Below are 11,931 nucleotides of genomic sequence, written 5' to 3'. Positions count from 1 at the left end.
CAGATTACGCTCCACGCTTCCTCCCCACGCTCGGTCACCCTCACGCAGTTGCGCTTCACTTCGTTCGCTGTGATCAACTTACGGCGGGACTTGCACCCGCAGGAGTGCGCCCATGCTGGGCGCACAAAACAAAAACCCCGCTGCTTGCGCAGCGGGGCTTCTGGGGTTCACCTGGGCTTACTGATCCCAGGGACGGTCGCCATGCTCGTCCTTGATGCGGGTGGGCAGGCCCATCACATCAAGAAGCTTGAGGAACGGCTCGGCCGGCAGTTCCTCGACGTTGACCATGCGCTTGGCATCCCACTCGCCACGCGCCACCAGCAGCGCTGCGGCAACCGGCGGCACGCCAGCGGTGTAGGAAATGCCCTGGCTGTCGGTCTCGGCGAAGGCTTCTTCGTGGTCGGCCACGTTGTAGATGAACAGCTCGCGCGGCTGGCCATCCTTGGTGCCCTTGACCAGATCGCCAATGCAGGTCTTGCCGGTGTAGCCCGGCGCCAGCGAGGCAGGGTCGGGCAGCACGGCCTTGACCACCTTGAGCGGTACCACCTCAAGGCCTTCGGCGGTCTTGACCGGCTGCTCGGAGAGCAGGCCGAGGTTCTTCAGCACGGTGAACACGTTGATGTAGTGGTCGCCGAAGCTCATCCAGAAGCGGACGTTCGGTACATCGAGGTGCTTGGACAGCGAGTGCACCTCGTCATGGCCGGTCAGGTACAGGTTCTGTTCGCCCACCACCGGCAGATCGTCGGTGCGTTTGACTTCGAACATGCGGTTGCTCACCCACTGGCTGTTCTGCCAGCTGTAGACCGTGCCGGTGAATTCGCGGAAATTGATTTCCGGGTCGAAATTGGTGGCGAAGTACTTGCCGTGCGAACCGGCGTTGACGTCGAGGATGTCGATCGACTCGATCTTGTCGAAGTACTGTTGTTGCGCCAGAGCGGCATAGGAGTTGACTACGCCCGGGTCGAAGCCGACGCCGAGGATGGCGGTCACGCCCTTGTCCTGGCATTCGGCCAGGTGCTTCCACTCGTAGTTGCCGTACCACGGCGGGGTTTCACAGATCTTGCTCGGATCTTCGTGGATGGCGGTGTCCAGATAGGCGACGCCGGTATCGATGCAGGCACGCAGCACGGACATGTTGAGGAACGCCGAACCGACGTTAATGACGATCTGCGATTCGGTTTCGCGGATCAGTGCCTTGGTCGCATCCACGTCCAGGGCGTTCAGCGCATAGGCCTTGATCTCGCCGGGCTGCTTGAGACCGCCCTTTGCCTGCACGCTGTCGATGATGGCCTGGCATTTGGAGATGTTGCGCGACGCAATTGCAATGCGACCTAACTCGTCATTGTGTTGCGCGCACTTATGGGCCACCACCTTGGCAACACCTCCTGCTCCAATGATCAGAACATTCTTCTTCAATTGTTTCACCTCCTGGGAACTGCGTTGTTGAAAGCGTTTTGATGCGTATTTTGGGTGGTGGGCTGAAGCCCACCCTACTTGACTCAAGACTCGGTGTAGGGTGGGCTTCAGCCCACCACAACAATGTCAGGACAGGCTAGACAGGTAGTCGTCGAACTCGAACTGGCGCACTACCTCGACGCTGCCGTCGAGTTGTTTCACCACGATGGACGGCATCTTCAGGCCGTTGAACCAGTTTTTCTTGACCATGGTGTAACCGGCCGCATCGATGAACGACAGGCGATCACCGATCTGCAGCGGCTTGTCGAACTGGTACTCGCCGAAGATATCCCCGGCCAGGCAGCTCTTGCCGCAGACCATGTAGGTGTGTTCGCCGTCATTCGGCGCCATCTTGGCGTTGAGGCGGTAGATCAAGAGATCCAGCATGTGCGCCTCGATGGAGCTGTCGACCACCGCCAGGTGCTTGCCGTTGTACAGGGTGTCGAGCACGGTCACTTCCAGCGAGGCGCTGAGGGTGATCGCCGCCTCGCCCGGCTCCAGATACACCTGCACGCCGTACTTCTCGGAGAAGGCTTTTAGCCGCGCGCAGAAGGCATCGATCGGATAGCCCTCGCCGGTGAAGTGGATGCCGCCACCGAGGCTGACCCACTCGACCTGGGCGATCAGGTGACCGAAGCGCTCCTCGATGGTGGTGAGCATCTTGTCGAACAGCTCGAAGCTGCCGTTCTCGCAGTTGTTGTGGAACATGAAGCCGGAAATCTGCCCCATGACCTGCTCGATCTTGACTGGATCCCACTCACCGAGGCGGCTGAACGGCCGCGCCGGGTCGGCCAGCAGGTAATCGGAGCTGCTCACCTGCGGGTTGACGCGCAGGCCGCGGATGGTGCCCTCGGTACGCTCGGCGAAGCGTTCGAGCTGGCCGATGGAGTTGAAGATGATCTTGTCGCAGTTGGCGACCATCTCTTCGATCTCGTCGTCGGCCCAGGCCACGCTGTAGGCGTGGGTTTCGCCGGCGAACTTCTGCCGGCCCAGTTTCAGCTCATACAGCGAAGACGACGTGGTGCCGTCCATGTATTGCTGCATCAGGTCGAACACCGACCAGGTGGCGAAGCATTTCAGCGCCAGCAGCGCCTTGGCACCAGAGTTCTCGCGCACGTAGGCGATCTTCTCCAGGTTGACCAGAAGCTTCTGTTTGTCGATGAGGTAGTACGGCGTCTGGATCATCTCGTCGCCCCAGCAAGGTCGGCCAATGGAGGGTTTCAGCCCCCCGGAAAAAAGTGGACGCGAATTGTGCCGATAACCGGCGCATATCGAAAGGGCATTGGAGATTTTTTGTACAACAGGCCATGACCATTATTCGGCCTGCCTGGGCTGACAGGCTATGAAAGCCTGATTACAGCCCGATGACGTCACGTCGCGATAAGCTTGTCCCCGGCATCGCTGCTCCATGCCTCTGATCGATTGGGACTCAAAACAGGCATCGCGCTTGCAGTACAATCCTCCCCTTTTCACTTGCCTGGACCCGGCGCCTCGATGATCGATCCCAAGCGCGTTTTGCGCGCCCTCGCCGAACACTGGACGTTGCTCGAACCGCTCTGCGAGCGTTTCGACGCCGGCACCCTGAGCCTGGTGGAGCTGCGCAACCAGCTCGCCACCCAGTTGCCCGACACCACGCCCAGCGACACCACTGCCCTGCTCGACACCTGGATTCGTCTGGACATCCTTGTGCCGGTGGCCAAGAGCCCCAATCGTTTCGAGCTCAACGCGCAAATCCATGATTTTCTCGCCTACCTGCGCCGCGAACACCGCCTCGGCCTGTGCCTGGAAATCGAAGCCTACCTGCGCCACCTGGAGCGCCTGGCCGGCTATATCCAGGACGCCTTCGAGGTGCGCGACGCCCACGACCTGGCGCGTCAGCTACGCCTGCTCGATATGCGCGTGCGCGATGTACTGAAGAAGTTGGCCAACGACGAACAGGCGCTGGTCAGCGTGGCCGACCGGGCCAAGACCAGCGACCGGCAGATTCCCCTGCGCCAACGTTACGCCGAGGTGCTGGCCACCTGGGACGAATACGTCGAGCCGATGATTCAACTGGTCGCCGCCGACGGCGCTTTCGAGCAGGGCGTGCGCCGCGTCGAACAGGTGCTGCTGCGCCTGCTCGGCGACCAGCAGCGTCTCGGCCAGTTGGTCGACGACGACCTGCTGCTGCGTACCCACGCGCGCATCCTGGAAATGCAGACCACCGCCCAGCTCACCCTGCGCAAGGCCCGCGAACTGCTCCTGCCGCTGCGCGAGGAAGCCCGTCGGCACAACGCCGTGACCCGTGGCGCTGCGCTGGCACTGTCGGTGATCCGCAAGAAAGGCATCGACGCCGTGCCACAGGCAGCCATGCCGCTGTTCACCCGGCCACAGAGCAACTTCCTCGGTTCGGCCAGCCAAGTCGAGGCCTACGTCTACGCCCTGGCGCGCTTCGAAGCCAAGCCGGCGCATTTCCCCAAGGCCAGCAACAGCCGCAAGGCTGGCGCGCCCAAGGCGCCGAAAACCGCGCGGGAGATGATCGAACGCTGCGAACAGGCCCTGCCACTGCCGGATCTGATGACCTGGCTGCTGGAGCAGGAACCGGAAGGCGCCACCGACGAGTTGCTCTACTGGTTCTCGCGCCTGTCGCGTGAAGGCCGCTTCCAGCGCGACCGTCTGGAGCGCCAGACCTACCTGACCCGCGAGCACGAAATCAGCATCAGCTCCTATGCGTTGGTGGGCCGCCCCAGTGCCTGATTTTTACCTAGGGTGGACCAGGGCGCGCAGCCAACGCCTTCTTTGCTCCACCTTGTTGATTGCCTTGATCGAGCCTGTAGGAGCGAGCTCTGCTCGCGAACGACTACGGGACGCTTCGCGAGCAGAGCTCGCTCCCACATTCGTCAGATGACTTGCGTATGAACATCGATCTGAAAGAAATGACCCAGCTCGCGTCCGCCTTCCGCGACCTGTTCAAGGGCTACCACATCTCGCGCAGCGAGCCGGAGTGCTACGCCCAACTGTCGAGCATGCAGGATCAATATCGCGCGCTGTTCCGCGCCCTCGGTTTCGAGTTGGTCTGCGACCCGCGCGGCTTCTATTACTTCGTGCCCGAGCAGGTCGCGCCGCAGGTGAACAAGACCGCCCAACGCCTGGCGCTGTTCACCTTCATCCTCGTGGAGCACCTGGCCGACCAGGGCCGCGACCCGCTCTCCGTACTCGACGGCGGCAGCATCGGCCGCGACGAGCTGCCGGCGCTGCTGGAAAAGTACCGCGACCTGTTCCTGCAGGCCGAAGTCACCACCTTCGAGGAGCTGGAAGACAAGATCATCCGGCGCCTCATCCAGCTCGGCTTCGCCGAGGACAGCAACGGTGTGTACCGTTTCCTGCCGCCGATGCATCGTTTCCTCGACGTCTGCCTGTCGGTGCAGCACGACCGCGACCTGGCCGCCAGCCTGCACAGCAGTGACCTGCCGCTGCCGGCTCCGGTGCTGCTGGACGATGATGGCGACGCCGATCCGACTGAAGCCGTGGGCGTCGAAGAATCCGAGGAAGACGCCCTGGCCCGCGCCATGGCCGAAGAACGCGCCGCACAGGAGATGGACGCATGAGCCAGGAACGCTACGGCATCCGCCGCTTCGCCCTGCTGAATACCGCCGGCTACAGCCTCGGCCTGTTCCCGCTGGAAAACCCGCTGTCGGTGTACGGCGCCAACAACCTGGGTAAATCCGCCTCGATCAACGCCCTACAGTTCCCCATCCTGGCGCGCATGTCGGACATGAGCTTCGGCAAGTACAGCCTGGAAGCCTCGCGCAAGTTCTACTTCGCATCAGACACTAGCTACATCCTCGTCGAAGTCGCCCTGCCTCATGGCCCGCATGTGATCGGCGTGGCCGGTCGCGGCCCGGGAGGCGGCTTCGGCCACCAGTTCTTCGCCTACGCTGGCGAGCTGGATCTGGAGCACTATCAGCAGAACGGCACCTGCCTGCGTCAGCGTGAGCTGTTCAAGAACCTCGGTCAGGCCGGCATCACCGCCTACGAACTGAAGCCCGACGAACTGCGTCGCCTGCTGGTCGGCGGTCACACCAGCATTCCGCTGGATCTGACCCTGATCCCGCTGCGCTCGACCAGCGAGCAGAGCCTGAAGACCTTCCGCGCCCTGTTCATCAACCTGCTGCACATGCGCGAGATCACCGCCGCCAAGCTCAAGCAGCTGTTCCTCGATGCCTTCGAGCACAGCCTGCGCTCCGGCAGCGTCGACTATATCGCCGCCACCGAGGAAGCCTTCCGCGACGTACGCCGTATGGAGCAGGACTACCAGGCGCTGGTCACCGCCGGCCCGCTGATCGAAGCGCTGGCCTCGGGCGTGGCCCAGCGCGAAGTGCTGCGCGGCAAGCTGCATCGCCTCTCGCCGCTGCTCGACAACCTGCTGGGCACGTGGCACGACTATGCCGATGCGCGCAAGGAAGAGCTGGTGATCCAGGCCGAGCATTACCGCAACGAGCAGGACGGCCTGCAGAACGAACAGCGTGGCGGTACCAGTGAGCTGATGCGTCTGGAACGCGAGATCAGCGAGATCCAGCGCTGGCTCGGCGAGCTTTCAGTGCTGAAGAACCGCTTCGCCCTGGTGGACGATGCCAAGGTGCTGGAAGAGCAACTGCTCGCCGCCAAGGACGCCCACGACGAACTGGCCGGTGCCCTGGCGCAGTCGCGGCAGTTCTCCAGCGAAGACCTGGACGAGCGTCTGCGTGACCTGGAAAAACGCCTCAAGTCAGTCAAGCAGCAACTCGACCACGCCGACAACAACAGCTACTCGCGCCTGCGCGAGGAGTTCAGCCAGCAGGACGTCGACCGCCTGATGCGCCTGTTCAATGGCCAGCTGTTCAGCCTGCCGCTGGGCGAGAAGGGCATCCAGGCCGACGGTGATGACTGGGTCAAGGTCGTCGAAGCGGTGCTGGATCGCTTCAAGGGCGACACCTTCGCCGTGCCGGGCCTGTCCATCGACCTCAGCCATATCGAACCACCGGCACTGCAGGCGCTGGCTGACCGCGCCGCCCTGCGCGATCAGAAGGATCGCCTGGAGCGCGAGCTCAAGCAGCTCAAGACCCAACAGTCGGTCGCTGCCGACCGCGCCGCCAGCAAGGCCCAGGCCGAGACGCTGTACCAGGCCGTGCTGGATGCGCAGAAGGCGCTGGAGGACTTCCGCAAGAGCCAGACCCTGGCTGCCGAGGAGCCACAGAAGCTGGAGCGCCTGGCCGAGCTGGAAGGTGCGCAAGACGAACTCAAGCGTGCCAGCGATGCCTTCGCCGAGCGCGTGCAGCAGCTGTCCGCCAAGCTGCAACTGGTCGGCCGCCAACTGGCGGATCTGGAGGCCAAGGAACGCACCCTGGAAGATGCCCTGCGTCGTCGCCAGTTGCTGCCGGCCGACTTGCCGTTCGGCACGCCATTTATGGAGCCGGTGGACGACTCGCTGGACAACCTGCTACCGCTGCTGGGCGACTACCAGGACACCTGGCAGGCGCTGCAGCGCATCGACGGTCAGATCGAAGCGCTCTACGCCCAGGTACGCCTCAAGGGCGTTGCCAAGTTCGACAGCGAGGACGACGTCGAGCGCCGCCTGCAACTGCTGGTCAACGCTTACGCCCACCGCCAGGACGAAGCCCTGACCCTGGCCAAGGCGCGCCGTGCGGCAGTCACCGATATCGCCCGTACCCTGCGCAATATCCGCAGCGACTACGACAACCTGGAACACCAGCTGGCGCTGTTCAACCGCGAGATCAACAAGCGCCAGGTCTCCAACCTGCAAAGCTTCCGCATCGTCCTGGCACCGAACAAGGAAGCCCTGCGCCATATCGACCAGATCATCCACAGCGCCGGCCAGTACGAGGAAGGCGAAACCCTGTCGGTGTTCGACCTGTCGCAATCGGCCGATCAGGATGCCAAGAACGAGGAAGCCAAGGACTACCTGTCGCGCCTGGTGGCGGCCAATGGCAACCAGTTGGGCCTGAAGGATCTGTTCGAACTGGCCTTCGAAATCACCAAGGTGCATGGCCAGCCGGTGATTCACACCGACATCGATGGCGCTGCTTCCAACGGCACCACCATGACCATCAAGGCGCTGACCAACATGTACCTGTTGCTGCACCTGATGGATCGCGAGCAGGCCGGACGCGTGCGTCTGCCCTACTACTTGGACGAGGCGGCGGACATCGACGAACGCAACCAGCAGGCGCTGATCGAAACCAGCCTGCAGCTTGGCTTCGTGCCCATCCTGGCCTCGGTCAAGCCGCAGGTCTCGGCCCACGTGGCCATCGACCTGGAAGGCGGCAGCGGCCCCAACGGTATCTATATCGACGAGGCGGACTGGAAGTTCATCAAGCCGCGCGAAAGTGCCAAGGTCGAGGTGCCGAAGCAGCAGGAGACCGCTGAACCGGCCTGACACCATCGCGGCTGAAGCCGCTCCTACGGTCAATCTTGTGTAGGAGCGGCTTCAGCCGCGAGCTTTTACAGCCACAAAAATGAAAAGGGCCGCTCAATGCGGCCCCTTTCATTTCCATGGTTTGCAGTCCGTAGGGTGGATGTCGCTTTTCACATCCACCGTGACAGCCGGTGAATCGATCAAGCGAGCCCCTAATCCAGCACGATCTTCGGCGCCCACTGCATCCAGGCATCCTGCGGCTCGTCGAACAGTGCAAACGTCTGCCCCGGCTGCGCCGGCCCACCCATCTCCGGATTGTTCGGTGTGGCGAAGGCGATACCGCCTTCGAGCAGCGCCTCTAGCGACTCGGTCCGCACTTTCACGCCCTTGAACAGCCCGGCATCCACACCGATGCCACTGGCATTCCAGAAGCGGCTGCCCGAACGCACCAGCGGCGCATAACGTGGTTCGATCAGTACATGAATCAGCACGCGATCCGAAGTCGGCCCCAGTTCGAAATCCACCACCTTGCCCACCGGCACCTCGCGATAGCTGACCAGTACACCCGGCTTGATCGAACCACGGCGCGGCGCGCTCAGCACCAGGCGCAAGCCTTCCTCACGCACAGCCTGATTCGGCGCACTGGCCAACGCGGTGAATTCGGTACGGCGCGCCCCTTTATGCGCCGAGGGCTGCACTTCCAGATACTGGCCACTGACCAGGGTGCCAAGATTCGCGGCACGGATCAGGCTCAGTTCCGGCTTCACCACCCAGAAGCGCGTCCCCTCACGGGCGATCTGCTCGGCTGCCTGAGTGATACGCACGTTGAGGATCACCGCTTGCAGGTCATCGGTCAGGCTGAGGTTCTCGACCTTGCCAACCTCCAACCCCTTGTAGCGCACCAGCGTGCCCGGCTGCAGACCATCGCCATCGGCCAGCCGAATGGTGATCTGCTGACCCAGTTGCAAGGCACTGTCACGGTCAGCATGTAAAGCGAAGCGCTGCACCTGGCGATCCGATCTAGCGGCTTGCAGATCAAGCGTGTCGAAAGCGATGCCGCCTGCCAACAGCGTCTGCAGCGACTCACTCTTGACCTCGACACCGGACAGCCCCCCCTTGAGGGTGATGCCACTGGCATTCCAGAAACGCGTGGAGGTGTTCACCAGGTGCACGTAATCCGGCTCGATATGCACACCGAGTACCACCTGACTGTTATCGCGTCCCAGCTGGTAACTCTGCACCGAGCCGACCTTGATCTGCCGGTAGAGCACCGGACTACCCACTTCGATGGAGCCTAGCTGATCGCTGAACAACACCAGATGCAGGCCCGGCGCGCCCAGGTCAAGAGGTGGCGCCTTGCTGCGAGCCACGAAGCTGCGTGCCGGCGGATTGCCTTTATCACCGGGACGCACGGCAATGTAGTTACCCTTGACCAAGGCTTCGAGCCCTGTGATACCGGCCAGGGAAATGGAGGGTTTGACCACCCAGAAATCCGAGCCTTCGACCAGATAATCTTCAGCCAATGGATTGATCGTCAGTTCAGCCGTCGCACTGTTAAGGTCACGGTCTATCTGCATGGTTTTCAGCGAGCCAATCTGGATGCCCTTGTACATCACCGGCGTGCGGCCTTCCTGCAAACCATCGAACTCACTGAGTTTGACGATAACCTTGATGCCTGCCTGAGCCTCGTCGTAATCCTCATACAGACGAAATGGCAGCGCAGGGTCGGTCGCCGGGCTGTCCTTGCGATGCTCAGGCGTGGCGAAGGCGATACCGCCGGCAACGATGCTGGCCAGCGATTCGCTGCGCAGCTTGAAACCCGACAGATCGGCATCGACACTGATACCGCTGGCATTCCAGAAGCGCGTATGTTTGCGTACCAGATGCGCGTATGCAGGCTCGATGAACACCTTCACTTCAACCGTGCTCTGGTCCTCTCCCAAGGTGTAGCTCTTCACCCGGCCAACCTGAATCTGCCGGTAGAACACGGGACTGTCACGATTGAGCGAGCCCAAGCGTTCGGCTTTCAGGGTGATATGCAAGCCAGGCACGTCATCGCCCATGGGCGGTTCCTGAGGCAGGGCGGTAAAGCTGCGCGTCACCTCACCCTCGCCCGGACTGAAGGTAATGTAGTTACCCGATACCAGCGTCTCCAGACCACTGATACCGGCCAGGCTGACTTTGGGCTTGACCAACCAGAAGCGCGTGCCGCTACGCAGGTATTGCTCCAGCTCCTTGTTCACTTCCAACTGGGTGACCACGCCACGTTTCTCACCACTCGAGTCGAGACTGATAGCGGTCACCTTGCCTACCGCCATACCCTTGAACATCAGCTCGGTCTTGCCAGCCTGAATACCCTCCCCGCTGGCAAATACCAATTCGACCTGAATGCCTGCCTCGCTATAGGCGCGCCAGGCCAGCCAACCACCAATCAGCAGCGCGATAAGCGGCAACACCCAAATGGCCGACCAGTTCGAAGCAGGACGCGTCTTGGCCAGAGGAAGGTCAGTCATGATCGGTTTCCGTGTTATCCCAGATAAGGCGAGGGTCGAACGTCAGGGCTGCCAGCATGGTTAGGATTACCACACTGGCAAAGGCCGCGGCGCCGGCGCCAGCTTCGATACTGGCCAGGCTGCCAAAATTCACCAGCGCCACCAAAATTGCGATGACGAAGATGTCGAGCATCGACCAGCGGCCGATCCACTCGATGAAGCGATACATGAGAATACGCTGGCGAGCGGACATTGGCTGATGCCGCTGCACCGAATAGAGCAATAGAGCGATGCCAACCAGCTTGAATGTGGGCACCAGGATACTGGCGATAAACACTACCGCCGCAATCGGCAGCATCCCAAGATGAACGAGTTCCACCACACCGCCCATGATGGTCGCCGGCGCGCCTTTGCCCAAACTGTTGACGGTCATGATCGGCAGCAGGTTGGCCGGGATATAGAGAATCGCCGAGGTCAACAGCAAAGCCCAGGTGCGCACCAGGCTATTGGGGCGACGTGCATGTACCTGACCACCACAGCGACTGCAGTACTGATGCCTGGCACCCTCCTCGACCGGATTGATCTGGTGACACTCGTGGCAGACCAGTAGTCCGGCATCAATCGCCCGCATGGATGTCCTCCCCGGACAGCGCTTCCCAAATCTGATGCGGAGACATGGTCACTTCAAGCCACACCTGCACCAGAAGCAATGCGATGAAGCAGAACAACCCCAAGCCCAGGCTCAGGTCAGCTAGGTCCATCAACTTCACCATGGCAACCAGAATGCCCATCAGATAGACCTCGAGCATCCCCCACTCGCGCATGTGGTGATAGATCCGGTAAAGCAACAGACCGTAGCTACGCCCGAAGTCGAGGCGGATGCTCAACAGAACCAGCAACTGACACAGCAGCTTGAGCAGCGGCACGGCCATGCTGCAAAGGAACACCACCACTGCAATGCCTTGCATGCCGCTCTCATACAGACCTAGCACACCACTCCAGACAGTGTCCTGCGAGGTTTGGCCCAACAGATTGAGCTGCATGATCGGCAGGAAGTTTGCCGGGATATAGAGCAGTAGAGCCGTTAATACCAGCGCCAGGCTACGCCGTACTACATGATGACGGTGGCTGAACAACTCATAACCACAACGAGGGCACTCGGCACTTTCACCATCCTGCAGCATCGGCTTGCGCATCAATAGATCGCACTCATGACAGGCGACCAACTGCTCAATCGGCAAGGAAGATAAGGAAGATTCGGAGGGCGAGTCAGACATGAAAGTCCCCAGCGGAATTCGCCGCATTCTACCCGAGCGCCACCAGACACCGACATACCGTGCGCACCACGATAACCCCCCGTATTGGTCGGTGCGCACAGCGCACCATACGCGCCTGCAGGAACGACCTCTGGCCAACTTTCCGCCGCGCAAAGAAGAAACCCCAGACCGCTAGGCGATCTGGGCTTTCGTATAGGAGCTTGACGATGACCTACTCTCACATGGTGAAGCACCACACTACCATCGGCGATGCGTCGTTTCACTACTGAGTTCGGGATGGGATCAGGTGGTTCCAACGCTCTATGGTCGTCAA

At 61.5% G+C, this 11,931-nt stretch carries 8 protein-coding genes and 1 rRNA gene; 3 read left to right on the top strand and 6 right to left on the bottom strand.

Features of this window, described 5'->3' with window-relative positions; all coding sequences use genetic code 11:
• Positions 1-177 precede the first annotated feature (177 nt).
• Together PSOLE_RS22805 and PSOLE_RS22800 are read right to left on the bottom strand one after the other, a co-directional pair.
• Complete coding sequence (locus tag PSOLE_RS22805; RefSeq protein WP_004424260.1) at positions 178-1,416, bottom strand: saccharopine dehydrogenase family protein; 1,239 nt, start codon at positions 1,414-1,416, stop codon at positions 178-180.
• Between the two features lie 126 nt (positions 1,417-1,542).
• Complete coding sequence (locus PSOLE_RS22800; protein WP_004424263.1) at positions 1,543-2,640, bottom strand: carboxynorspermidine decarboxylase; 1,098 nt, start codon at positions 2,638-2,640, stop codon at positions 1,543-1,545.
• Positions 2,641-2,949: 309 nt separating this feature from the next.
• On the opposite strand from PSOLE_RS22800, the gene mksB reads away from it, so the two are divergent.
• The 3 genes from mksB to mksF all read left to right on the top strand — a co-directional run bounded on the left by mksB (position 2,950) and on the right by mksF (position 7,870).
• Positions 2,950-4,191, top strand: a complete 1,242-nt coding sequence (mksB, locus tag PSOLE_RS22795) for an Mks condensin complex protein MksB (RefSeq protein ID WP_074861250.1) — start codon at positions 2,950-2,952, stop codon at positions 4,189-4,191.
• Positions 4,192-4,349: 158 nt separating this feature from the next.
• A complete protein-coding gene (mksE, locus tag PSOLE_RS22790) occupies positions 4,350-5,042 on the top strand; it encodes an Mks condensin complex protein MksE (RefSeq protein ID WP_074861251.1) in 693 nt (230 codons plus the stop codon).
• A complete protein-coding gene (gene mksF / locus PSOLE_RS22785; RefSeq protein ID WP_004424270.1) occupies positions 5,039-7,870 on the top strand; it encodes an Mks condensin complex protein MksF in 2,832 nt (943 codons plus the stop codon). Before mksE ends, mksF begins: the two co-directional genes overlap by 4 nt.
• 191 nt (positions 7,871-8,061) lie before the next feature.
• Here the strand turns inward: mksF and PSOLE_RS22780 are convergent, their stop codons facing one another.
• From PSOLE_RS22780 to rrf, 4 genes are all read right to left on the bottom strand, one after another.
• On the bottom strand, positions 8,062-10,362 hold the full coding sequence (locus tag PSOLE_RS22780) for a PqiB family protein (RefSeq protein ID WP_074861253.1): 2,301 nt from the start codon (positions 10,360-10,362) through the stop codon (positions 8,062-8,064).
• Positions 10,355-10,972, bottom strand: coding sequence for a paraquat-inducible protein A (locus PSOLE_RS22775; RefSeq protein ID WP_004424276.1), 618 nt, complete (start codon positions 10,970-10,972; stop codon positions 10,355-10,357). The genes PSOLE_RS22780 and PSOLE_RS22775 overlap by 8 nt, the downstream gene beginning before the upstream one ends.
• Positions 10,959-11,618 carry a paraquat-inducible protein A gene (locus PSOLE_RS22770; protein WP_004424279.1) on the bottom strand — a complete coding sequence of 220 codons (660 nt, stop codon included), beginning with the start codon at positions 11,616-11,618 and terminating at the stop codon, positions 10,959-10,961. The genes PSOLE_RS22775 and PSOLE_RS22770 overlap by 14 nt, the downstream gene beginning before the upstream one ends.
• Before the next feature lie 198 nt (positions 11,619-11,816).
• Positions 11,817-11,931: ribosomal RNA gene (rrf, locus tag PSOLE_RS22765) — 5S ribosomal RNA — on the bottom strand.

Source organism: Pseudomonas oleovorans subsp. oleovorans, from assembly GCF_002197815.1.
In the GTDB taxonomy this organism is placed as follows: domain Bacteria; phylum Pseudomonadota; class Gammaproteobacteria; order Pseudomonadales; family Pseudomonadaceae; genus Aquipseudomonas; species Aquipseudomonas oleovorans.
The sequence above is the reverse complement of the archived record's forward strand: the minus strand, read 5'-3'. Positions and strand labels throughout refer to the sequence as shown.

Bases quoted from the DNA above. Each gene is read 5' to 3' on its own strand.
- PSOLE_RS22800 (WP_004424263.1), bottom strand. From the start codon at position 2,640: ATGATCCAGACGCCGTACTACCTCATCGACAAACAGAAGCTTCTGGTC.
- mksB (WP_074861250.1), top strand. From the start codon at position 2,950: ATGATCGATCCCAAGCGCGTTTTGCGCGCCCTCGCCGAACACTGGACG.
- mksE (WP_074861251.1), top strand. From the start codon at position 4,350: ATGAACATCGATCTGAAAGAAATGACCCAGCTCGCGTCCGCCTTCCGC.
- mksF (WP_004424270.1), top strand. From the start codon at position 5,039: ATGAGCCAGGAACGCTACGGCATCCGCCGCTTCGCCCTGCTGAATACC.
- PSOLE_RS22780 (WP_074861253.1), bottom strand. From the start codon at position 10,362: ATGACTGACCTTCCTCTGGCCAAGACGCGTCCTGCTTCGAACTGGTCG.
- PSOLE_RS22775 (WP_004424276.1), bottom strand. From the start codon at position 10,972: ATGCGGGCGATTGATGCCGGACTACTGGTCTGCCACGAGTGTCACCAG.
- PSOLE_RS22770 (WP_004424279.1), bottom strand. From the start codon at position 11,618: ATGTCTGACTCGCCCTCCGAATCTTCCTTATCTTCCTTGCCGATTGAG.